Below are 22,328 nucleotides of genomic sequence, written 5' to 3'. Positions count from 1 at the left end.
TCACTCGCCTCCCTTCGCGTCGGCGACATCCGCAGGCTTTGCCTCGGCGCCCATCTCGGCATCCGCCGAAGAGACCTTCGTGGCACCGGCGACGCGCGAGGCGCCGTCCGTCCGCGCCGTAAGCGGCAGGGGCTCTGCCACCGTGCCACCCATGGAGCCTGCCGGGCTCATGCCCTTCTCGGTCACGCGCACGCCGCCGAGCGTCACGTCGATGGCGCCGATGATGTCATCGATGGCGGCACCGGGGGCAACCATGGGATAGACCGTCTGGGCCGTCGGGATGATGACGTCCAAGAGGTACGGGCCATCGCAGGCGAGCATGCGGTCGAGCGCGGCGTCGATCTGGTCGGGATGCGAGATGCGCTCGGCAGCCCATCCGTATGCCTCGGCGAGCTTCACGAAGTCGGGGTTTGCCGTGAACTCGGTGCACGAATAGCGCTCGTGATAGAACAGGCGCTGCCACTGGTGCACCATGCCGAGGGCATTGTTGTCGATGAGCAGGACCTTCACCGCCACGCCGTTGCCGACGGCGGTCGCCATCTCTTGGATGTTCATCTGCAGCGATCCGTCGCCGGCGATGCACACCACCTGGGCGTCGGGCCTGCCGATCTTGGCGCCGATGGCCGCCGGGAAACCGAAGCCCATGGTGCCCAGGCCGCCCGACGAGATGAAGGTTCGAGACTCCTCGCGATGGATGTGCTGGTGCGCCCACATCTGATGCTGGCCGACCTCGGTGGTGACCACGCTCGCGTGCGGATCGAGCTTCTCGGACAGCCGCTCGAGCACGACCTCGGGTGCGATGCGGTCAGGATAGTCGGTGAAGTCGGCGGTGTAGAACGGCCAGCGCTCGCGCCACTCGAAGCACTGCTCGACCCACTTCTGGCTCACCGGCTGCGCGCCGACCTTGTCGAGACGAATGTTGATCGCTGCCACGACGTTGCGCGCATCGCCCACGATGGGCACCTGCGGGTCGCGCACCTTGCCGATCTCGGCGGGGTCGATGTCGATATGGATGACCCTTGCATGCGGCGCGAACTCGGAAAGCTTGCCGGTCACGCGGTCTGAGAAGCGCGCGCCCACGGCGATGATGAGGTCGGATTCGGTGACCGCCATGTTGGCATACTTGGAGCCGTGCATGCCGACGGGACCCAGGTTGAGCGGGTTCGAGCACGGCATGGCCGCCTTGCCGAGCAGGGTGGTCACCACCGGGATCTGCATCTTCTCGGAGAGCTCCACGACCTCGTCGCAGGCATGGCTCGACACCACGCCGCCGCCCACCATGAGCAGCGGGCGCTCGGCGGCACGGATAAGCTCGACGGCCTGACGCACCTGCTTGGCGTTGCCCTTGTAGGTCGGACGGTAGCTGGGGATATCCACATGGTCGGGATAGTGGAAGACCATCTCGGCGCCGGCAAGGTCGGAGGGAACGTCGATGAGCACGGGGCCGGGGCGCCCGGTCGACGCGATATAGAAGGCCTCGCGGAAGGTACGGGTCAGGTCGTCGTTGCTCTGCAGCAAGAAGCTGTGCTTCACCACGGGCATGGTGATGCCGACGATGTCTGCCTCCTGGAAGGCGTCGGTTCCGATGACGCCGCGCGTGACCTGGCCGGTGATTACCACGAGCGGAACAGAATCCATGTAGGCGGTGGCGATGCCCGTCACGGTGTTGGTGGCGCCGGGGCCGCTCGTCACGAGCACCACGCCGACCTTGCCCGTGGCGCGGGCATAGCCGTCCGCCTCGTGCACGGCACCCTGCTCGTGGCGCGCGAGCACGTGATGGATGGTCTTCGAGTCGTAGAGCGCGTCGTAGATCTTGATGGCCTGGCCGCCCGGATACCCAAAGAGCACGTCGACGCCCTCGGCCTCAAGCGACGCGATGATTGCCTGGGCGCCGGTCATGGTCTTGCCCTCGTGCTCGGTAGCACTACCGGGACCAAAGGGCTTGCCGCTGATGGCGAGCTCCTTCAGAGCGAGGCGTTCGGCGCGTGTGGTGCCGGTTCCCGATGTCGCCTGAGCCGCAGAGACGCAGATGTGCTGGCGAATATCGTCGGGCATGTCGGGAGTACGCGGGCTGCCGGCGAGCGAAGCCGCCTGGTTGATGTCTGTCATGAGAGATACGCCCCCTTGTCGGCACTGGTGACGAGCTTGGCATAGCGAGAAAGGACGCCCGTGGCATACTTCGGCGCGGGCGCTTTCCAAGCGGCGCGGCGGCGTTCGAGCTCAGAGGCGTCCACGCGCAGCTCAAGCGTTCCCGCCTCGATGTCGATATCGATGATGTCGCCTTCCTGAACGAGCGCGATGGGGCCGCCGGCAGCCGCCTCGGGCGAGACGTGGCCGATGCACGGGCCCTTGCTCGCGCCGGAGAAGCGGCCGTCGGTGATGAGGGCGACAGAGTGGTCAAGCCCCATGCCGCAGATCGCCGAGGTTGGCGTGAGCATCTCGCGCATGCCCGGACCGCCGGCGGGGCCCTCGTAGCGGATGACCACCACGTCGCCTGCGTTGATCTTGCCGCCGAAGATGGCCTCGCAGGCCTCCTCCTCGCTGTTGAAGACGCGGGCGGGGCCAGAATGGCGCATCATGTCGGACGCGACGGCGCTGCGCTTCACGACCGCGCGGTCGGGCGCCAGGTTGCCATGCATGACCTTGAGGCCGCCGATGGGGCTGTAGGCGTTGTCCACCTCGCGCACGATCTCGCCGTCCGCCGGCGGGCAGGCTGCGATCCAATCGGCCATGCATCCGTGGCACGTGCAGGCGTCCTCGCGCAGCAGCCCCGCGCGACCGAGCACGCCGATGATGGCAGGGATGCCGCCGACGGAGTTCAGGTCCTCGATGTGCAGGGGGCCTGCCGGCGCGATGCGCACGATGTTGGGCGTCTCGGAAGAGACGGCGTCCCAGTCGTCCATGGTGATGGGGCAGCCCGCCGCATGCGCTATGGCGGTGAGGTGCAGCATGGTGTTGGTCGAGCCGCCAAAGGCCATGTCGAGCACCATGCCGTTGTGAATGGCTGCCTCGTTCAGGATATCGAGGGCGCTGATTCCCTTGCGGACGAGGTCCATCACCTGCATGCCCGTGCGCTTGGCGAGACGGATGCGCTCGGAATACACGGCGGGCACGGTGCCGTTGCCGGGAAGCGCCAGGCCGAGCGCCTCGGCGAGGCAGCAGATGGAATTGGCGGTAAACATGCCCGAGCAGCTGCCGCAGGTGGGGCAGGCGGTGTTCTCGAGCCAGGCGCACTCCTCCTCGGTCATGGTGCCGGCGGTAACCTGGCCCACGGCGTCGAAGAGCGTGTTGAGGTCGGTCTGGCGCCCGCACCGGTCGCGGCCGGCGAGCATGGGGCCGCCCGAGACGAGCATCGTGGGGATATTGAGGCGCGCAGCCGCGATGAGCATGCCCGGGACGATCTTGTCGCAGGAGGGGATGAGCACCATGGCGTCGAACTGATGGCCCTGGATCACGCACTCCACAGAGTCCGCGATGACCTCGCGGCTTGTCAGCGAGTAGCGCATCCCCTCGTGGTTCATGGCGATGCCGTCGCACACGCCAATGGTGTTGACCTGGAGCGGGGTTCCGCCCGCCATGCGCACGCCCGCCTTGACGGCGTCAGCGATCTGCTGGAGGTGGATATGTCCGGGAATCACTTCGTTCTGAGCGGAAACCACCGCTACGAGCGGCCGGTCGAGCTCCTCGTCGGTGAGGCCGTCGGCCTTCAGCAGGCTTCGGTGCGGCGCTCGCGCCAGCCCCTTCTTGATGGCATCGCTACGCATCTGCATGTGCGCCCTCGCTTCCTCTCGCGCTTCGACCAAGAAATGCGAGACGGCAGGCGCTCCTGCCCGATGCCCATCACGGAGGCTCCGGCGCGACGTTGGTGCCAGCGCTCACACGGGGATCGCCCATGGCCGCTCACACGTTTGGCCGCACTGCTCGGGGGTGTGTTCTCGACCGTCCACCGCAGGTTCTCACCGCTCTCTGGCGCTGTGGCGCCTGGAGTGCTTCGCACCCTGCTCGCTGTGGGATGGCACGTCCGATACTCGTCCCGTCATCGCATTTGCTAAGTCGTGAGTATCTCGCTGACGGCATAACCTGATTCTCCAGGCGCGATAATGAAACGCATTCGAAACACTTTATTCGGCGAAAGTGGTCTCATACGTACATGAACGGTAACCCGCGCGCTCTCGCGCGCACGCCGCCATCAATCGATGGCATCGCTCGGCGCCGGAGGCCTCGATAGAGCCGCACCTTCAAGCATCCGGCGCTACTCCTCTTGTTCCTCGATGCAGTCATACCAGACGCATCCGATCAAGCGCCGCGCCCCGGGACGATTGTCCGCTACAGCGAGGTCTGGACCAGCGTGGGATCGAATCCTCCCGCGCGAAGCGCCTCCACGATCTGCTCCTTATGGGCTGGGCCATACGCCTCGATGGTCACGCGCAGCTCCACCGCCGCGTTGCGGTTGGTGCTTACGAACTGGTTGTGCTCGAGCTTGATGACGTTGCCGTTCTCGCCGGCGATGATCGACGCCACCTTGACGAGCATGCCGGGGCGGTCGGGCAGAAGCACGCTCACCGTGAAGATGCGGTCGCGGGCGATAAGGCCGTGCTGCACCACGCTCGACATGGTGATCACATCCATGTTGCCGCCCGAGAGGATCGACACGATGCGCCTGTTCTCGGCAGGCAGGTGCTTGAGGGCAGCCACCGTAAGCAGGCCCGAGTTCTCGACGATCATCTTATGGTTCTCCACCATGTCGAGGAAGGCGACGATGAGCTCGTCGTCGGGCACGGTGATGATGTCGTCGAGATTCTGCTGCAGGTAGGGAAACACCTTGTCGCCCACCTCGAGCACCGCGGTGCCGTCGGCGATGGTGTTGGCAGAGTCGAGCTTCACCGGATGTCCCGCCTCGAGCGCACGTGTAAGCGACGCCGCCCCCTCGGGCTCCACGCCGACCACGCGAATCTTGGGGTTATAGAGCTTGGCGAACGTCGATACGCCGCAGGCGAGGCCGCCGCCGCCCACCGGAACCAGAATGGTGTCCACGAGCGGCAGCTCTTGAACGATCTCCATGGCGATGGTGCCCTGCCCCGTAGCGACCACCGGGTCGTTGAAGGGATGGATGAACGTATAGCCCTCTTCCTCGGCGAGGCGCATGGCGTAGTCGCACGACTCGTCATACACGTCGCCGTAGAGCACCACCTCGGCGCCGTAGCCCTTGGTACGCTCCACCTTGATGAGGGGCGTGGTGGTGGGCATGACCACGATCGATCGCGCGCCTGCCCGCGTGGCGGCAAACGCAACACCCTGGGCATGATTGCCTGCGCTCGCGGTGATGATGCCGCGCCCGAGCTCTTCGGGCGTGAGCGTCGAGATCTTGTAGTAGGCGCCGCGCACCTTGTAGGCACCCGTGCGCTGCATGTTCTCAGGCTTGAAGAACACGCGATTGCCCGTCTGTTGGCTGAAGTGGACGCTCTCGACGAGCTCGGTTTTCTGGGTGACTTCCTTAACCTTCTCGGAGGCCTGCTCGAACGCATCGAGCGTTAGCATCTCAGGCATAACGCACTTCCTTTGCTCACGTATACGCTTTGGTGTAGTAAAGTAGCGTAGCATATTCGAGCGGACACGAGGCAAGAGGAAGGGTATGGTCATGGGAACCGAGGAGCTGAACGAAGAGGAAGCCAACGTCGAAGGGAGCGCCCCTTTGTTCTCGCTGCGCGACGCACAGGTGGTTCGCGGCGGCAAGACCATCCTCGACGTGCCGAGCTTCGACCTCGCGGAAGGCGAACATGTGGCGCTGCTCGGTCCAAATGGCGCAGGAAAGTCGACCTTCATCCAGCTGCTCACCCGTGAGGTCTTCCCGCTGTGGCGCGAGGAGCCGCCGGTGCGCTTCCGTGGCTCCGCGCGGCCCGAACTCTCCGACATCAAGCGTGGCCTGGGCATCGTGAGCGCCACCATGCACGACCAGGTCCGCGTGCATCTTCCCGTCATAGACATCGTATGCGGCGGCATGTTCGGCACGCTTGGCCTTCCTCGTCACGTCGAGATGACCCCTGAGGTCCACAGGCGAGGCATGGACGCGCTCGAACGCCTGGGCATCGCGGAGATCGCAGACCGCGACGTCATGACGCTCTCGACCGGCCAGGTGCGCCGCGCGCTCGTGGCGCGGGAGCTCATGAGCGACCCCAGCGTCCTCATCTTCGACGAGCCCTGCACGGGGCTCGACCCCGAGGGCATGTACCACGTGCGCGACACCATGCGCATGCTGGCAAGCGAGGGTCGCTCGGTCGTGCTGGTGACCCATTATCCCGAAGACATCATCCCCGACATCAAGCGCGTGCTGCTCATCAAAGAGGCGACCATCTTTGCCGACGGCCCCAAAGATGAGCTGCTGACAAGCGAGACCATGACGGAGCTCTTCGGCGTGCCGCTTGCGGTCGATGAATCGCACGGCTGGTACTCCCTGCGCGGACGCTACTGAAGCGCCGGGAGCATCTCTTCCCACACAGAGGCACCCTCCTGAGACGCGCCCTCGTCTTCCTCCCAGCTGTCGCCCGTAGCATAGTCGATGCCGATGCCCGGCTGGATGTTGCGGCACACCACGTTAAGCGACACGCCAGCGCCGTCGTCCTCAAGCGAGACAGCCTCCATCTCGACCGCGCGCGCCACAAGCTCCGTCCCCTCGAATATCGGGGTCACCCGATAGAGCACATGGTTTCCCGTGTCGTCGATATAGCGGGCGACCTCTTCCTCGAACGGCAGCATGAGGTCCGCATTCATGAAGCGCGTGCCGGTGATGAGGTTGCGCTCGTTGGCGTTCTCCCCGCTCAAGAGCCAACCTATGAGATGGGAGCGGTTGTAGAGGCTGCCGTTCTCCACGATGTCATAGCTCACGCTGTGCCACCCCGATGGATGGATGTCCCCGATGGATTCGCGCTCCTCGTCGGGACCGGGCATGGTCTCCGGCCCGACGCATGCCATGGCGACCCCGCACCGCCCCAACAGATCGAGCATGCTATACGACTCATATCCCAGATGGTCGCGCGCATACGCGAGGTCGTCCTCGGAAAACGACGGGACGCCCTCGTTGACGTCTGTCACGGCGTCGTCGGCGATCGCGAGGGCGTCGAGCACCTCGGCGGGATAGTCGCGCCCGACAAGCTCCCCCAGCGCCTCGCCCACGACCGAGGGAATCTGCGAACAGCCTCCCAGAACAAGCGCGACGCCCAGCAGCAACGCCGCAAGGGCAGACGCCCTTCGTAGGTGAATCGATCTCATGTCATGAACCTCCCTTGGGGCAAGTATCCCACGTTGCCCAGACACAGATCGCGCGCGACCGCGGCGGGAGATTCCCTCATAATGGCTCTACGAAGGATAGGCGCGCGTTGGCTACAAGGTGGGAAACGATCATGACAAGCAGGAAGCCCTCGGCACGGGCGCGGCAGCGTGACGACTTCTTGAACTCGGCAGGAGGACTGGACGACCTCTTTGCCGCAGGTCGCCGTGGGCTCGACGAGCTCGATGCGCGCCGCGAGGAGGCCAGGATCGAGCGCGCATGCAGCTCGAAGGCGCGCTACGACACCAAGGCGGATGCACTCGAGGCCATCGCCGCCTGCGCCGAGCATGGGCGACGCGGCCTGAGCTGCTACAGGTGCCCGCACTGCGGCGGCTGGCACCTCACCTCACACCCCAGGCGCGGCTAGCACGCCCCCGCAACGGCGCGCAGCAGCTCCTCCTTTGAGGAAGCCGCCACGACCCTCTTCCCCGCCTTCACATAGCAAGACCCCTTGAGCTCCGGATGCTTCTTGGCGCAGACGCCGAAGCATCCGACTTTGCGATGCTTTTTCTTGACGACGCCTTTGAAATCGCCGGGCTGCACTCCCGAGCATTTTTTGCAGATGCGGACCTCGGTTGCCATGGACGCTCCTTATCTGGCGACGCTCGGCGCAAGGCGTTGGCACCGTGCGCGCTGTTAATTGCTACAAGGATTCTTACATATTAGTTAGCCATGTGCAACCACCACTTCAAGCCTTCTGCCTGCCGCTATTCTTTCCTATAACATTCATAGGTTTTTGGAAATGGCATGTAATCGCGCCTCAACAATCCATTGACGAAGTGTCAGTGGGGTATAACTGCGTCGCACCTGGACATACCTAAGCCTCCGCGCTCAAAATCCGCAGCGCGGCACCGCCCCGTCCGGGGCGCGAGATGCGAAAGGAACTTCATGGCATACAGCAAAATCACCCCCGTGGTGCTGGGGACGCTTCTGGCGGCAAGCCTTGCCCCGGCAAGCGTCGGCGCAGCCGATGCCTCGCACGCCGGGCAACCGACAGACGGGCTTTCTCTAGAGACGGTCGGGCCTTCCGGGACCGAGACGCTCGATGTGGTGGGCCCTCAGCCAAGCGACGCAAGCTCGAACAGCGAGACCGCAGGGGCGCAAGGGCGCGCCGCATCTGAGGAGGAGCATTCGCCTGCAGCCGAGGCGCCTGTTGAAGCCAGCGGCGTCACGCTCGTTCGCGGGGCGGAGCGCATGCCTGCAGAATCGCTCCCCGCGGCCTTCAAGGCAGCGCAGACGGGCGATGTCATCGAGGTCGCGGGCTCTGTCAGCATCACGGAGCCCGCGGTACTCGACGCCGGGCGCGCCGTCACGCTGCGCGCCGCCTCTGCAGCCACCATCACCCGGGCGGCGGGCTATCCCCTAGAGGGCGGCAAGGCTGCCGGCATGTTCCGCGTCCTCGGCGGAGCCTCGCTCACCCTCGAAGCGGCCGATCCGGATGCCGGCGAACTTGTCCTCGACGGCGCCGCCACCGATTCCAACGAGGCCGTCGCGACCGTCCGCGAGGGGTCGAGCCTCACCATGCGTGCAGGCACGGCCATCGAGCGCGCCCAGTGCTCCTGGAAGCCATGGGGCGCCGTCTATGTCCACAGCGGGACCTTCGTGCTCGACGGCGGCGAACTCCGAGGCGGCTTTGCGATGCGCAACGCGGCGGTTGCCGTGGAGCGCGGCGCGACCTTCGAGATGCGAGCCGGAGCCATCACCGGCAACCGCACAAGCTACTCGCAGTCAATCGTGTGGACCAAAGGCGTCGTCCGCATGACAGGCGGCAGCATCGCGGGCAACTCGTCAAATGTATCGAGCGACGGCGTGGTGCACGTGCTCGACGGCGGAACGCTCTCCATTGCAGGCGGCACCATCGGAAACAACAATCCCAACAACACCTTCGGCATCCGTATTGACGCAAACGCCTCGCTCGAGCTGGGCGAGGGCGCGCGCCTCGAAGGCGCGGACCGCATCAACCTCGCCCAGGGGGCAGCGCTGAGCTTCGCAGGCGCCCCTACGTCGCACAGCGTCGACGACCCGATCGAGGTGGTGCTGTCCGGCACCTGGGCCGAAGGCTCGACCGTAGCCGCGGCATCGTCTCCCGAGGTGGCCCGCGCCGCCCTTGAACGTCTCTCGGTAAAGCGCTCCGGCACGCCCGAAGCCATCGCATCGGTGGGCATCGATCCCGCCGACGACGCGCGCATCTCCCTTGCCGCCTCCGACGTGGTCGCCGCGTTTGACGAGCTCGAGCATCCTTTTGCCGACAACCTCGCGCTGGACCTGCGCGAAGAGTTGAGCCAGCCCGGCGCCGTCGAGGGCCTGCGCGCCATGGTGGAGGCACACTTCGCCGGCATCGACACGCCCGAGCGCCGCATCCGCCTGCAGCAGGTCGATCGCATCGAGCGCTATGCCGCCTACCTGGAAGCAAACCGCGAGGCACTCGCCGACTCGGTGCAGACGGCATCGCAGCTGGGCGACCCCTGGGCAGAGGCGCGCCGCACGAACCAGGGGTATCAGTTTGACAACCTCGACGCCACGGGCCTGTATCTCAAGCCGGGCCAGAAGAATGAGATCGTCGTCCATGTCGACGCCGACGACCCCAGCAAGCTCGCGATCGCCTGGCGACAGGTGGGCTTGACGGACACCTCGAACTACCCCTCGCTCAACATGGAGCAGCGCTCGAAGCTGGTCAACGGCGAGAACCGCATCACGATCGACCTCACGACCAAGACCTATGGGTCGATGCTCTACCTGCGCAACAACTCCACCGACAACAGCGCCCGCGTGCGCATCGAGGCTGCGGACGCGCCCGACGTGGCCGCAGCCGCCGTCCCCAGCGCCGGGGGCGCCCTTGGCGGCGGCGCGGCCGCGGGCGAAGCCGGTCAGGCGAGCCCCTTTCTGGGCACGAGCCTCGGCGAGCACCCCTTCTACGAGCACGACCCGGCTCATCCCGAGCGCTTCTGGACCTACGTGCAGGACATCCGCGCATATGCCGAGCTGGCGCGAGCCGGCAAGGCGGCGGATATGACGCTCATCCAGATGGGCGACGACGGGCATGCGCAGTTTGCCATCAGCGCGACCGCCATGGCGAAGGCCTACGAAGGCCTCGCCTCGGAAGCGGACGCCAAGGCCTATGTCGAGCGCTCGAACACCGCCATCCAGAACAGGCTCGAGTTCTATTGGGCTTTTGACGGATTCGATGCCGGCGAAGCGAGCGGCCCGAACGCGATCACCACGGCGCGCGTGCACACGGCCTTCACGCGCACGGTCTCCAGCCCCTCCACCATGTATGCCTACGGAAGCTATTTCCACATGCCCGAAAGCTCGGCCGCGTCCTTCCTGTCGGGCGAGAGCATGTATGGATGGGGCATGTCGCACGAATACGGGCACATGTTGGACAACAACGTGATCGCCGTCGCCGAAGAGACCAACAACCTGTACTCCATCGCGGGGTCGCGCCACGGCGGCATCGAGGAGGCGCGGACGGCGGGCATCGCGTTCAACCCGTCCCGGTACTACCACGTCAACGCCATGAACGCCACGAGGCGCCGCGACGCCGAGCTTGCCCGGATGGCGGAAGACCCCTCCTATGTCCCCGACTGGATGAACGGCGACGATTGGGGCACCTATATCTGGACCCACGTGACCACCTGGTGGAACGGCCTCCACTTTTTCGACTCATGGGACTACTCGGACTACGATTTCTCCGCAAGCCCCTATACGGAGCAGATCGCGGCAGACGTGAAGAAGTACGGCGCCTATGGGGCGACGGTGCGCATTCTGCGCGGAGACCCCGACGCCGTGAAGACCATCCAGGACCTGGCATCGAATGCCGCGACCGGCGTGAAATACAACCGCATGGCCGTGGCGTTCACCATGGGAACCGGCTACAACTTCGCCGAGTACCTCTACGAACTCGGCGAGCGCGACCTGGCGCCCCAGGTCCTGGAGTGGTGCGCACAGTACCCCTCCATGCCGCGAAAGGTACGCTACTTCTCGCTGGACACCGACGCCGCGATCATCAATGGCGCAAAGTCATACGCCGAGCTTGTGGGGTCCGACGGCACGGTTGAGCCCGAGCTCGAGGTCACGCTCGCCGACGGCGTGGCTCGCGTGAGGGCCACCATGCCAAACGACGACCTCGCCAAGGCGACCTGCGCCTGGGAGCTCTATCGCGACGGAGAGCTCGTCGGGTTCTCGCGTGACGGAGCATTTGAGGTCGCAGCAGAAGACCTTGCAGGCACGAACGACCCAGAGACGCCGGGAGCTACGTCCCTTGCAGCCGATAGCGGCGCCTCGGATACGCCTGGCCATACAGGGTTCTCCGTGGTGGCCTATGACGTCAGACTCAACCCGAGCACAGACTTCGCCCCCGATGACGATGTCGAGAACGGCGGAGGGGAACAGCCCGACGGAGACGGCTCCGGCGAGGTCGCGCCGCCCGAGAACGGAGATGGCGAGAACGGGGGCGAGACAAATCCCCCCGGCAACGGAAGCGGCGACGGCTCCGATGGGGACGATCAGGCGCCGCCTAGCAACGGCGGCTCCGGCGATGGTGACGCTTCGAACGGAGGAGCCGGCGACAACACCGAGGGCGACGGGGAGGAAGGAGCCCCGAACGAGCCAGACGGGTCCAATCCCGACAACGGCAGCCAGCAGCCCGGAGGCGACGGCGGCACGGACGAGAAGCCGGATGACGGACAGGGAGGCGCAGGCGATGCCGAAGGCGGACCGGGCACCGACCCTGGCGATAAGCCGGAGGGCGACGTGCCGGACCTCCCCGACACGCCCGGAGGCGAGGGCTCTGGCGGAAGCGATGACGATGGAGAGGACGGCTCCGGCGACACCGGCAGCGCCGAAGACGGCTCGGGAACCGGCTCACCGGGACGGCCCGGCGGAGACGACGGCGAGGGCCCCTCGAACGGCGCCGCTGGATCTGACGGGGCCGGCCCCGAAGGCAGCGACAAGCCCGGTGGCCACGCCGCCGGCACCGAGGGCCGCGGGGAAACCCTCGCCCAGACGGGCGACGCGTCCGCGCTGCTTGTCGGCACAGGCGTGATCGGCGCCGCCATCGCCTTTATTGCAGCAGCCATCGTTCGTCGTAGCAGGACGTCTTAGTTCTGGAGCACACCTGCAGCCCGCTGCCGCCAGGGCACCGCGCAAAAGAGCGCCGAGGCCCGCCGTCCGAACAGCTCGGGCGGCGGGCCTGTTGGATTGAGGACGCTCTTGCCCTAGCATTACGGACAACCGCACAGAAGGGTAGCCGGATATGCTGGACATCATACGGGTTCTCAAAAGCGCCAAATCCCACGAACGAGGCGAGCTTCTCCCGCTGTCGACGCCATGGGGAGACTCGATCGACCCCGCCTACGTCCTTCCGGAGCATCCGCGCCCGACCTTGCAGCGCGAAGCATACACCATGCTCAACGGTCGCTGGGACTATGCCGTAACACCGCTTCCCCAAGGAAGATCCGGTCCTCTCCCCGCTCCAAAAGCGCGCAAAGCGGTATCCGAAGCTCCCCTGCCCAGCACATGGGACGGAAAGATCTTGGTCCCCTTTTCTCCCGAGGCCCCGCTCTCAGGCATGGAGCGCCATCTCTCGCCTGACGAGCTGCTTTGGTATCGACGGGATGCCAAGATGCCCGCGTGCGCCCGGCACGAGCGGGTACTCCTGCATTTCGAGGCCGTCGACTGGATCTGCGCCGTCTACGTGAACGGCTCTCTTGCGGCCGTGCACCAAGGCGGCTACCTGCCCTTCGACGTCGACATCACACCCCATGTGGCACGCGTCGACACGGACGATGCAACCTCTCGCGACGGCGACGCCCCGGACACCACCTCTCCCCTGCAGGCGGGCGGCAGCTTTGAGATCGCCCTCTGCGTCTATGACCCCTCCGATGCCGGCACCCAGCCGCGCGGCAAGCAGCGGCTTCGCCCCGGCGGCATCTGGTACACCGCGCAGAGCGGCATCTGGCAGAGCGTTTGGCTCGAAGTGGTTCCCGCGATCTACATAGCCGGGCTTGCGCTGCAAGGAACCGCCCGGGGCGAGCTTGAGGTCCGGGTGACCGCCATCGATGCCCGAGACGTCCGCACCGACAGCACTGAGGCGCCCCGGCCATCGCGACGCGACGGCACCTCCCCCGCCGACGCGACGCTCCAGGTATGCCTGCGCGACTCAGACGGGGCCATCGTGGCGCGCTCGTCTCTCGCCCTCGCACCAAGCGAGAAGTGCGCACGGCGGCTGCTCGCCCATGCCACCCTGAGCGTCGATGGCCCCCGCCTTTGGTCGCCGGACGAGCCCTATCTCTATGACGCCTTCGTCACGCTTGACGCGAACGCCCCGGAGGTTCCCCGGGACCGCGTCCGCAGCTACTGCGCGTTTCGCACCGTCGAGGTGAAACGGGACGGGGCCGGATGCCCCCGTCTCCATCTAAATGGAACGCCGCTGCTTGTCCGCGGCGTGCTCGATCAAGGCTACTGGCCTGACGGGCTCATGACGGCGCCTTCCGATGCGGCGCTTGTGCATGACATCCAAGAGATGCGCTCCGCCGGGTTCAACATGCTGCGGAAGCACATCAAGATCGAGCGGCAGCGCTGGTATTTCCACTGCGACCGGCTCGGGATGCTCGTGTGGCAGGATGCCGTATCGGGCGGAGGGGCATACAGCCCTTGGCACACCAGCCGGAAGCCCACGCTCTTTCAGGCATCGTGGAGCCGCTTCCGGGACGACACCCCCTCGCACCGGGCGGCGCTCTCGGCTGCAGACGCCGAATACCGCCACGAATGGACTAGGTCCTGCGAGGACATGGTGCGCCTTCTGGCGGGACATCCCTCAATCGTGACCTGGGTGCTCTTCAACGAGGGCTGGGGCCAATTCGACGCTGCCGCCGCTTGCCGGGCCGTGCGGGCACTTGACCCCACGCGGCCCGTCGATGCGACAAGCGGCTGGTATGACCAGCGCTGCGGCGACTTTCTTTCGCATCACAACTATTTCCGACCCTTGGGGGCGCTCCGCGACCCGGCTGGACGCGCCTTCGTGCTCTCCGAGTTCGGCGGGCTCACGCAGCTCGTCGCCGAGCACAGCGCCTCGCCCATAGGATACGGCTACGGCAACTACCCCTCGATCGATGCATGGCGCCAGGCGGTGCTCCGCGAGATCGGCCGGGCCCAGGAGCTTTCCGCCCAAGGGCTGGCCGGCTATGTCTACACCCAGCTCTCCGACGTCGAAGACGAGCTCAACGGCATCCTCACCTATGACCGGCGCGTAAACAAGCTGAAGAAATGAGCGGCCCCCGCCCCGACGCATGCGGCGCATTGCGTGCACGCGTGGGGCCGGGCCCGCTCGACAGGCCTTATGCCGCCTTCGGCTGGTCGCGTCGCGAGGGGCGCGTCAGCGCGATCGAGGGAGTCGTCGCCAGGCCGGCGAGCACGATGACGGCGCCGACCACGTATGCGGTGCGCACCGCCCCGAGCCTGGCGTCGGCCTCGATGCCTACCAGCTCGCCTCTCTCGGACGACGTGAGGTCGAGCTTGGCAATCTCGTCCTCAAACGTGCGGTCGCTGCCCAGATCGATGGTCACGCCCGCAAGTTGCCGCTGGGCCTTCTCCGAGATAGAGGCGTCCGCCGCCCTCTCGCGCACCGTCCCGGTTATCCCGAAAAGGAGAACCGCTCCAAGCAGGGCAACGCCCAAGGCCTGGCCGACGTTGCGCATCGTGCTTTGGATGCCGCCCGACTGGGAAGCCTCGCGCTCGGGCAGGGCGGCTGCGACGACATTGCTCGCATGCGAGGAGACCGTTCCCGCACCGACGCCGGCAAGGAATGCGCCCAGGTAGACGAGCGGGGCGCTCGCGCCGTCCAAGGTCACCGAGAGCGCCATGACGCCCAGGGCCAGCGCCATGACCACATACCCCGCCTGTATCACGCGGCGCGGCTCGGCGTGCGGCGCGAGCTTGGGGATTCCCAGGGCAAGCGCGAAGGTGGGCACGCCCGTGACGATGGAAATCGCACCCACGGCAACGGGCGACCAGCCTGCGACGAGCTGCAGGTAGGGCGCCATGAGAATGGACTGGGCGCCCATGAAGAAGAACGTGAGGGCACATGCCACGAGGCCCGCGCGGACCTGAGGCGTCGTCAAAAACACGCTCGGCAGCACCGGAATGCCGCCACGCTCCTCGACGCGACGCTCCACGACCACGAGGACTCCGAGGACCGCCAGGCCGGCGAGGGCGAGCGGCAGCGCCGGAGAGATGCCGAAGATGGTGAAGGGCGCTCCCGCGAGCGGGGCGACGAGCCCCCACGAAGAGATGCTCGACAGGCCGATGAGCAGCAAGAAGAGGCCTGACGCCGCCAGCCCAACGCCCGCCGCGTCAAACGAGGACTTGGCACGCCGCTGCTCGATATGTGGGAGCGCGAACGAGCAGGCAAACACGATGGCAAAGTAGGCGGCCAGCGTCAGGAAGGTCGCCCGCATGCCGGCGGCCTCCATGACCACGCCAAGACCCAGCGGCAACAGCGCCGACAGCCCCGACGCCGCGCCGATCGCGCCAAAGGCGATGGTCCTGTTTGCCCCTTGATAGATGAGCGGGATGAGACCGAGCACCGAGGGAATCATGAAGCTCGCACCGAGGCCGACGAGCACGCGGCCGCCCCAGATGAACACTTCCATGGACGGTGAGAGCGCGAGCACGACCTCTCCCAAGGCGCAGAGCAACATGCCGCCTCGGAAGGTCCGCGTCCAGCCGACGATGGTTCCCGCCAGGCCGCCCGCGATCATGAACGCGCCGCCAACGAGCGGATAGACCATATTGGCAAGCTGGATCTGCGCCGTGGTGGCGCCCAGATCGCTTGTGAGCGCCGACGCCGCGAGCGAGAGCGCTCCGTTGTCGCCGGTGGCCCCCATTTGGGCCAAGATGAGAATGATGATAGGTGTTACGAGGAACTTCGCCGCCCTCGCGGCATGGGCGTCCCCAACGGGCCGAGGGGCCCGCTCCGTCAAGGTGATATGCACGATGTGCCCTTTCTTAAGGACGAAAAGATGAAATGGGGCGAGGCGGCCAGGGCGGACCCTTGTCTCTACCCTGACCGACCGCTTCTGTGGGATGCGGCGCTATGCCGCCTGGGCAACAAAGGGCTCGGTGCCGCCCAGGTCGTACGCGGCAAGATGGTATGCCCGAATCTGCGGATCAGAATAGGTGGCATGGTAGTAGGTAAGGCTCGCCGCAGCAAAGCAGCTGGTGTAGAGGGTGATCTCGAAGGAACCATCGGACATCTGCGCCGCGCCCATGGGAACCGCAACCGATGCGAGCGTGCGGAAGAGCCGCGTGACGTTTGCCCCTTCGGTGTCCTGCACCGGGTAGTGGCTGTTCACGAACGCCGCCTTCACAAAGCGAGCGGGGCCGCTGTAGTCACCGGGCATCCCCTGCAGGCCCATTCCAGACCCGAAGGGCGCCAAACGCGCTCGGTCCCACGTCGCCGCCTCCGGCTCAGCGCCCGAGAGCATGAGGTAGTTTCGCAGATTCTGTCGATGCCAGCCAAAATCAGGCTCGTTGGTGAGCACGTCGACGTCGTTTTCCCACACGCGCAGACCACCCTCCAGGCATTCGACCACGACGCTACCCGTGGCATCACCGATCATCCAATGCAGATTGGCAACCGGGAGCTGGGGCGATACCGGCTTTGCAACCACCGTCACGCGTCCGAGCACCTCTCGCGCGTCATCCAGCGTCGCGAAATTGCGCGCGACCCAGAACGGGAACTCGTAGGCCGCGACGTTGATGGGATTGCTCCCTCGATCAGCCCCGACAGCGCCGACCCGCCTCTTAGACGAGGTGGAAGGCCCTGCTTCTTGTTCGGAATCCCCCGCCACCACCGACGCCGGATCCGCCGCATAGCGCGCGCTCTGCGGGAAGTTGAGACCCGCCACCGCAAGGCCTGCGTCGTTGCCGCAGTCAAAATAGAGCGGAACGCCCTCGGCGATGATGCCCATACCGATCACCGCATGAGCGTGCTTTGCATCAAGGTCGCCGGAACGCTCGAAGGCAGCCGGCACCTGCGCGGCAGGGGGCGTCACCACCACGCGCTCGCCGTAGCCCTGGGTCCAGTCAAGGTTGCGACCGAAATACATGGAACCGTTTGAATCGGTAAAGCGGATGCCCGTGCACATGGGCCCGCCCCCTTTCTTGCCCGGAGCATGCAGCAGCCGGGTCGAAGTGGTAGATGGCTCTCTTCTGCCCGGGCGCCTCCGATTGTTTCCAACACAGTACTTAGGAATAAATGAAGGGGGATTCTGGCCGCTTTACCTGCAAAGAATATTGTTGCTTTGTTGATGACACATCGTATGAGCACATCATGCCGACAGCTCGTAGCGCCACATCGACCAATGCTGCGGATACGCATAGACATCGAACGCGCGCCCCGAGGACGACGGATACGTCTGAATGGACCCATCGCGCACGAGTCGCCATGTAGGGCGGGCGAGATAGGCGTAGGTCTCCCCGTTATCCGACATATGGATGAGCGTGACGGGACGCACGGCCTCGCGCTCAATCTTGTCGAGAAAAGCAACGAGCACCGAGGTATCGAAGGGGTTGAACAGATAGTAATGGCTAAAAGCTGCCAACGGGATCTCGAGCACGCTCCCCTGGATAACATCGAGGCGAGGAAAGCGAGCAGCCCAGGCAGCGGCGACCGAGGCAAGCTGTGGGTCGAGCTCGACGCCGGTGACGCGACAAGGCAGCTGCCCCGCGGCGTAGGCAAGCACGCGTCCGGCGCCGCACCCCACGTCAAGCAGATGATCGTCCGGGGTGAGCCCAAGCGGCTGCAACAGCTCTTCGAGAATGAAATACGGCGTCGGCGTAGGATCGTGGGCGCCCCTGTCTGCCATACGCGTCCGCTCGGGAGGCATCGTCGCGAGCGCGTGCCCGCAAATCGCGCGGTCGCGCTCGGCATCGGCAGCAAGCAGCTGCTCTTTTGAGGCAATCACCATAGCGGCACCCCCAGCACCCCCATCGCGTGGCCCTTGAAGTGGGTGAGCACAAAGAGCGAGTCATAGTTGGAGAGGTTCTTGCCAACATGCATCTCATGGAACCACTTGCCGCCCTCGACCGGGAAGGTGGTGACGCCGTCCTCATCCATGATGTCGACGGGGCAGAATGTCCAGCCGTTTACCTCAAGCGTCTTGCGGTGCTGCTCGGTGGTATAGCGATCGCCCTTGTAGAAGGTGTTGGTCTCGACGACCGTGGCCCCGGGAAGGTCGGTCTCGATGAGGCTCTTCACCCACGGACGAGAAATGATGTTGGGACCGTTCTGCTCCCCCGTATGAAGCTTGATGGCGACCTTTCCGGTCATGCCCGCCTTCACGCGCTCGAAGATCTTGCGAAGCCCCTCTGCCGATAGGTCGCGCGTGAAATAGACCGTCGACTCCGCTCCTGCGCGCTCGCTCATGGGGACGTAGGCCTCGCCGCCGGTGCCGGGTACCGTTTGCATATGATCGCATGCCATGACAAATCCTTCCTCTCGCATTCGGTTCTTAAGCGCGATTCTATTCCCTGGAGTCCACTCAAGAGGTAGGGTCAATTGCCTGATTGGGGCATAGTTTTTCATGTATGCCCACAGGGGTTTGCGCCTCACCTCCAGATACTATGGAGGTGCAGCAAAAACCGGCTCGAACGGACAACCATGGTCCGACAGGGGGAGCACATGAAGCGGATCCATTTTGATGTCGACTTTACCGTGGACGAGCACCGCAAGCGCTATGGCAGCGAAGGCGCTACACGAGAAGGAAAGATACGGCGAAATAAGGTCGCTGCAGCGATATGCGGATGCGTCGCCATCGTTTTGCTCGTCGCATTCGCGCTTCTTTTTGACCTGCCGCAGATCGCCAGCGAGACCCGTTCGGGCAGCGGACCCTCGCCAACGCTTATGGCATCGTTCATCTGCGCGACGGCGGGCCTCCTTGCCGCGGCATGCGCAGGCAGATGCCTGGTAAGCGCACATCGCCTCCGGCGCGGCATGATCGCGTTCATCGACGACGAGCGACTTCGCATAACCACCGATGGGTATCTGCTCTTTGGCAGCCGGGAGCCATATGTATGCGGGTCTGTGACCGGGCACATCCACAAGAGCCCCACCGCCGAGCGCGTGCGGCTCCGGCTGGCATATCTGCCGTGGTGCAGCTTCCGCTACGACCCCTCGGCAGAAATCGTGGTCATACAGGCGCAGCGGCACGGAGCCATCGGCTTTGAGATCTTTGCCTCGCGGGCGATTTTCGAGGGGACAGGCTATGGCAGCGCGCTCGTACGCGACCTTGACCCCTCGGATTTCGCCCAGCGCTATATGCCGGACGGCATCGAATCCTTCCCGCTCTTCAACTGCTTCGAGCCCGACCTGGTGGAGACCCTCCGCAACCTGGGCGTGAAGGAGGATGCCGCTTAATTTGAGGCAGCCCCACGTAAGCCTCTTCAAACGTGGCAAACCTTATTTGAGCACCATGCGGCAGTAGCCATAAAGAACGAGCGCGAGCCTCATGCCTATCATGCTCCTCGCAGCAGAATTTACGGACTGCCAGGGATTCTACCCATCAAGTCACCCGGACCGGCGCAGACACCGAGACGCTACACGCATGTGAAAGATCCCAGATGAGCCTCACTCGATGTTTAGCAACTCTTTGAACATGAGGAAGTTCTGGAGCACCACGCCCCGACGGAGCACCGTGTTCTCTCGCACCACGCAATAGCCCATGCTCTCAAAGAAGGGACGGGCGGTGATCGAGGCATAAGCCGTAAGATGCGAGCTGCCGCGGCGGCACGCCTCCTGCTCGAGCGCCTGAACAAGCGCGCGGCCGACGCCACGACGAAGATGCCCGGGGTCCACATACAGCATGTCGAGCTCGCCGGCCCCCAAAAGGCTCCCAAAACCCACCAGCGTGTCGCCGTCGCACGCTGCGAGCGTCAACGATGAGGCAAGCTTGTTCTGCAGCTGCGCCCTAAACGCGGCATCATCCGGCGCCCATGCATCGAGCTGCTCGGGCGCGTAGTCTGCCCGGTTAATCTGATGCACCGCATCAACAAACAGACGCACTGCGTCGCCCAACTCTTCCGGCCGCATCAAATCAATCTTCAACATGTACCTCCTTTGGATTGATGCTAGCGCGGTTCCATATCTCGGTCCAATCAGGGAATTGAACGCACCTTGCTTATGGATAACCGCGCTCACAGAACAATCCTTCGCAAGCTGGGGGTTGCGCCCTGGCGCTAAACATCCGACGAACATCACGCACGGCGTCAGCATGCACGCAATGCCGGCTATTTCATGACCGAATGCTTCGGCAGGTGCCAGTCACAGCTTTACCGCCACCGATTACCGCCAAAATGGCGGTAATCGGTGGCGGTAATACAATGCACGCAATCCGAAGGGAGCTATTGCCGACCTTGCGCAAGTGCTCGCTTGCTCGAAACGTTCGACGGAACGTTTGGTCAGCGAGCTTCGCGCAGACGGGAAGCTCGAGCGGCAAGGTAGCCCGCGAGCGGGCACGTGGATAGTCGTGAACAGGTAGGGCGGCGAGCGCCGCGCTTATTACCACCAACGATCTTGGCGCTCCTCAAGCTCGATCAGCGCGGCGAGCAGCGCCTCACGAAGCTCGTCCTTCTTGAGACTATTCACGTAACGGACGAGCTCTGCGCGATGGGCCTCCTCTTCACGCTGGAAAGCCAGCTCCTCCTGCTCGACCTCCCATTTGAATGCATCGACCTGTTGGGGATAGGCGGTGAACACCGTCGCCACCATGTGCTTGCAGATGCGCTTCGTACCCGCCGCGTGCGGGCAGTCACAATGGGACTGCCGGACGTGCACGGTGTCCACGTGAACGGTGTAGGGCAGATTCGCCGTACCCTCCACCTCGGCATCGAAGACACCTTCGCCGCCGGGTCGGAGGTTCTTCACGCGCCCCTGCTCCACATAGTCGAGCCCGCGCCACAGAGAGGCTCCGCTTGCCATCCGGAGAATTGAAAGCAGCTGCATGCGAGGCCTCCTTCGGAGTTGTGCCAATACGCCCCCTATTCCTCTTCCAGCCAGAAGAATATGCAAGGCGCGCTTATTAAGGATAGCCGTACAGCGCGAACAATCTCGCAGCAAATGGATATGTGATACGATGTATATGCAATGTCAATGCAAGGAGTGACAATGGCTAAGAGCGCATCGATCAGCATGAGGGTCAATCCGCAAATCAAAGCAGAAGCAGAATCAATTTACGAAAGCCTCGGAATGACGCTCACCGAAGCGATCAACATCTTCCTGTACAAATCGATTCTCGAGGGCGGACTGCCCTTCGACGTTCGGCAGCCGCGATACAACAGCGAGACCGAAGCGGCGATGCGCGAAGCTCGCGGTATCCTTGCAGGGGAGGTTGCCGCTGAGTCCTATGACTCGGCGTCGGCCATGTTCGCCGCATTAGACGAGTAGCTGAACGCTGGGATGCACTAAGCAGGGTAATTATGATTTGATTCGGCTTCCCATGCGCAGCTCATAAATACCCATTGAATGGAACAGTGAATCGACGCTGTTTTGCGACGTGCGTGACAAGCATGCAAAGCCCCATCGCCTTACCACCGTCCATGCAGCTAAATGATTATTTGCTCGAGATAGTTTTGACTAAAGATGATTAGTTGTTCGGGACATGCAACCCAGCAAAATCAAATGGGTGTATATCTGATTTTGGAATACTAACCGGAGACGCACCCTATCAAAAAACTGAGCTCCATTGCCAAAATGGGATTGATTGGATTTACTCCTCGTAATCCGTCAAACACAAACGACATTTCCATCGCTAATGGCGCTGACGACATTACCCAAATTGGATACGAATCTTGTAGCACAAATAATAATGCCCAAAGGCGGCATTCTGTTTAGTGTCTAGCACGCGTAAATAGTACCGCTGTTCCGCCTACCGAGTACCGGCGTTCCGCGCACGCGGTACCGGCCCCAACCGAATAGCCTTTCCTCAGGAGGGGGCGCCGCCCGGGT

17 protein-coding genes are annotated in these 22,328 nt (G+C 64.3%); 6 read left to right on the top strand and 11 right to left on the bottom strand.

The window, feature by feature from the left end:
- The 3 genes from ilvB to ilvA form a co-directional block, all read right to left on the bottom strand.
- A complete protein-coding gene (gene ilvB / locus H6A15_RS01765; RefSeq protein ID WP_342635786.1) occupies window positions 1–2,109 on the bottom strand; it encodes a biosynthetic-type acetolactate synthase large subunit in 2,109 nt (702 codons plus the stop codon).
- Window positions 2,106–3,770, bottom strand: a complete 1,665-nt coding sequence (gene ilvD, locus H6A15_RS01760) for a dihydroxy-acid dehydratase (protein WP_204671954.1) — start codon at window positions 3,768–3,770, stop codon at window positions 2,106–2,108. Before ilvD ends, ilvB begins: the two co-directional genes overlap by 4 nt.
- 556 nt (window positions 3,771–4,326) lie before the next feature.
- Window positions 4,327–5,547 carry a threonine ammonia-lyase gene (gene ilvA / locus H6A15_RS01755; RefSeq protein ID WP_204671952.1) on the bottom strand — a complete coding sequence of 407 codons (1,221 nt, stop codon included), beginning with the start codon at window positions 5,545–5,547 and terminating at the stop codon, window positions 4,327–4,329.
- An 85-nt stretch (window positions 5,548–5,632) separates the two neighbouring features.
- On the opposite strand from ilvA, the gene H6A15_RS01750 reads away from it, so the two are divergent.
- Window positions 5,633–6,469: an ABC transporter ATP-binding protein gene (locus tag H6A15_RS01750; protein ID WP_239462275.1), complete on the top strand. Its 837-nt coding sequence runs from the start codon at window positions 5,633–5,635 to the stop codon at window positions 6,467–6,469.
- Here H6A15_RS01750 and H6A15_RS01745 read toward each other — a convergent pair.
- On the bottom strand, window positions 6,463–7,266 hold the full coding sequence (locus H6A15_RS01745) for a DNA/RNA non-specific endonuclease (RefSeq protein ID WP_204671950.1): 804 nt from the start codon (window positions 7,264–7,266) through the stop codon (window positions 6,463–6,465). The genes H6A15_RS01750 and H6A15_RS01745 overlap by 7 nt on opposite strands.
- A 131-nt stretch (window positions 7,267–7,397) precedes the next feature.
- On the opposite strand from H6A15_RS01745, the gene H6A15_RS01740 reads away from it, so the two are divergent.
- On the top strand, window positions 7,398–7,691 hold the full coding sequence (locus H6A15_RS01740; protein WP_204671948.1) for a hypothetical protein: 294 nt from the start codon (window positions 7,398–7,400) through the stop codon (window positions 7,689–7,691).
- Here H6A15_RS01740 and H6A15_RS01735 read toward each other — a convergent pair.
- On the bottom strand, window positions 7,688–7,906 hold the full coding sequence (locus H6A15_RS01735) for a hypothetical protein (protein WP_204671945.1): 219 nt from the start codon (window positions 7,904–7,906) through the stop codon (window positions 7,688–7,690). The two genes, H6A15_RS01740 and H6A15_RS01735, sit on opposite strands and share 4 nt — an antisense overlap.
- 306 nt (window positions 7,907–8,212) lie before the next feature.
- Between H6A15_RS01735 and H6A15_RS01730 the strand changes: the two genes are divergently transcribed.
- On the top strand, window positions 8,213–12,427 hold the full coding sequence (locus tag H6A15_RS01730) for a M60 family metallopeptidase (RefSeq protein WP_204671943.1): 4,215 nt from the start codon (window positions 8,213–8,215) through the stop codon (window positions 12,425–12,427).
- A gap of 151 nt (window positions 12,428–12,578) precedes the next feature.
- Window positions 12,579–14,594 (top strand): glycoside hydrolase family 2 protein, encoded by a 2,016-nt coding sequence (locus H6A15_RS01725; protein ID WP_204671936.1) that lies wholly within the window; start codon window positions 12,579–12,581, stop codon window positions 14,592–14,594.
- A 67-nt stretch (window positions 14,595–14,661) separates the two neighbouring features.
- Here H6A15_RS01725 and H6A15_RS01720 read toward each other — a convergent pair whose 3' ends face one another.
- The 4 genes from H6A15_RS01720 to H6A15_RS01705 form a co-directional block, all read right to left on the bottom strand.
- Window positions 14,662–16,218: an MFS transporter gene (locus H6A15_RS01720; RefSeq protein ID WP_342635785.1), complete on the bottom strand. Its 1,557-nt coding sequence runs from the start codon at window positions 16,216–16,218 to the stop codon at window positions 14,662–14,664.
- Between the two features lie 198 nt (window positions 16,219–16,416).
- Window positions 16,417–17,472, bottom strand: a complete 1,056-nt coding sequence (locus H6A15_RS01715) for a linear amide C-N hydrolase (RefSeq protein WP_204671934.1) — start codon at window positions 17,470–17,472, stop codon at window positions 16,417–16,419.
- 183 nt (window positions 17,473–17,655) lie between these two features.
- A complete protein-coding gene (locus H6A15_RS01710; protein WP_204671932.1) occupies window positions 17,656–18,294 on the bottom strand; it encodes a class I SAM-dependent methyltransferase in 639 nt (212 codons plus the stop codon).
- Entirely contained in the window at window positions 18,288–18,809 is a 522-nt protein-coding gene (locus H6A15_RS01705; protein ID WP_204671930.1) for a DUF362 domain-containing protein, read from the bottom strand. Before H6A15_RS01705 ends, H6A15_RS01710 begins: the two co-directional genes overlap by 7 nt.
- A gap of 198 nt (window positions 18,810–19,007) precedes the next feature.
- Between H6A15_RS01705 and H6A15_RS01700 the strand changes: the two genes are divergently transcribed.
- On the top strand, window positions 19,008–19,742 hold the full coding sequence (locus tag H6A15_RS01700; RefSeq protein ID WP_204671928.1) for a hypothetical protein: 735 nt from the start codon (window positions 19,008–19,010) through the stop codon (window positions 19,740–19,742).
- Window positions 19,743–19,952: 210 nt separating this feature from the next.
- On the opposite strand, the gene H6A15_RS01695 is transcribed toward H6A15_RS01700, so the two are convergent.
- Both H6A15_RS01695 and H6A15_RS01690 read right to left on the bottom strand, forming a co-directional pair.
- On the bottom strand, window positions 19,953–20,432 hold the full coding sequence (locus tag H6A15_RS01695; RefSeq protein WP_204671926.1) for a GNAT family N-acetyltransferase: 480 nt from the start codon (window positions 20,430–20,432) through the stop codon (window positions 19,953–19,955).
- A gap of 450 nt (window positions 20,433–20,882) precedes the next feature.
- Window positions 20,883–21,326 carry an SWIM zinc finger family protein gene (locus H6A15_RS01690; RefSeq protein WP_204671924.1) on the bottom strand — a complete coding sequence of 148 codons (444 nt, stop codon included), beginning with the start codon at window positions 21,324–21,326 and terminating at the stop codon, window positions 20,883–20,885.
- Window positions 21,327–21,488: 162 nt separating this feature from the next.
- Between H6A15_RS01690 and H6A15_RS01685 the strand changes: the two genes are divergently transcribed.
- Window positions 21,489–21,767, top strand: coding sequence for a type II toxin-antitoxin system RelB/DinJ family antitoxin (locus tag H6A15_RS01685; RefSeq protein ID WP_204671923.1), 279 nt, complete (start codon window positions 21,489–21,491; stop codon window positions 21,765–21,767).
- Window positions 21,768–22,328: the final 561 nt, after the last annotated feature.

The sequence above is a fragment of the Enorma phocaeensis genome, assembly GCF_016901575.1.
Lineage (GTDB): Bacteria > Actinomycetota > Coriobacteriia > Coriobacteriales > Coriobacteriaceae > Limicola > Limicola phocaeensis_A.
Note: the sequence above shows the minus strand (reverse complement) of the source record. Positions and strands in the feature narration are given on the sequence as shown.

What these genes read in the sequence shown, in the direction of transcription:
- ilvB (WP_342635786.1), bottom strand. Translation starts at nt 2,109, where the DNA reads ATGACAGACATCAACCAGGCGGCTTCGCTCGCCGGCAGCCCGCGTACT.
- ilvD (WP_204671954.1), bottom strand. Translation starts at nt 3,770, where the DNA reads ATGCAGATGCGTAGCGATGCCATCAAGAAGGGGCTGGCGCGAGCGCCG.
- ilvA (WP_204671952.1), bottom strand. Translation starts at nt 5,547, where the DNA reads ATGCCTGAGATGCTAACGCTCGATGCGTTCGAGCAGGCCTCCGAGAAG.
- H6A15_RS01750 (WP_239462275.1), top strand. Translation starts at nt 5,633, where the DNA reads ATGGTCATGGGAACCGAGGAGCTGAACGAAGAGGAAGCCAACGTCGAA.
- H6A15_RS01745 (WP_204671950.1), bottom strand. Translation starts at nt 7,266, where the DNA reads ATGAGATCGATTCACCTACGAAGGGCGTCTGCCCTTGCGGCGTTGCTG.
- H6A15_RS01740 (WP_204671948.1), top strand. Translation starts at nt 7,398, where the DNA reads ATGACAAGCAGGAAGCCCTCGGCACGGGCGCGGCAGCGTGACGACTTC.
- H6A15_RS01735 (WP_204671945.1), bottom strand. Translation starts at nt 7,906, where the DNA reads ATGGCAACCGAGGTCCGCATCTGCAAAAAATGCTCGGGAGTGCAGCCC.
- H6A15_RS01730 (WP_204671943.1), top strand. Translation starts at nt 8,213, where the DNA reads ATGGCATACAGCAAAATCACCCCCGTGGTGCTGGGGACGCTTCTGGCG.
- H6A15_RS01725 (WP_204671936.1), top strand. Translation starts at nt 12,579, where the DNA reads ATGCTGGACATCATACGGGTTCTCAAAAGCGCCAAATCCCACGAACGA.
- H6A15_RS01715 (WP_204671934.1), bottom strand. Translation starts at nt 17,472, where the DNA reads ATGTGCACGGGCATCCGCTTTACCGATTCAAACGGTTCCATGTATTTC.
- H6A15_RS01710 (WP_204671932.1), bottom strand. Translation starts at nt 18,294, where the DNA reads ATGGTGATTGCCTCAAAAGAGCAGCTGCTTGCTGCCGATGCCGAGCGC.
- H6A15_RS01705 (WP_204671930.1), bottom strand. Translation starts at nt 18,809, where the DNA reads ATGGCATGCGATCATATGCAAACGGTACCCGGCACCGGCGGCGAGGCC.
- H6A15_RS01700 (WP_204671928.1), top strand. Translation starts at nt 19,008, where the DNA reads ATGAAGCGGATCCATTTTGATGTCGACTTTACCGTGGACGAGCACCGC.
- H6A15_RS01695 (WP_204671926.1), bottom strand. Translation starts at nt 20,432, where the DNA reads ATGTTGAAGATTGATTTGATGCGGCCGGAAGAGTTGGGCGACGCAGTG.
- H6A15_RS01690 (WP_204671924.1), bottom strand. Translation starts at nt 21,326, where the DNA reads ATGCAGCTGCTTTCAATTCTCCGGATGGCAAGCGGAGCCTCTCTGTGG.
- H6A15_RS01685 (WP_204671923.1), top strand. Translation starts at nt 21,489, where the DNA reads ATGGCTAAGAGCGCATCGATCAGCATGAGGGTCAATCCGCAAATCAAA.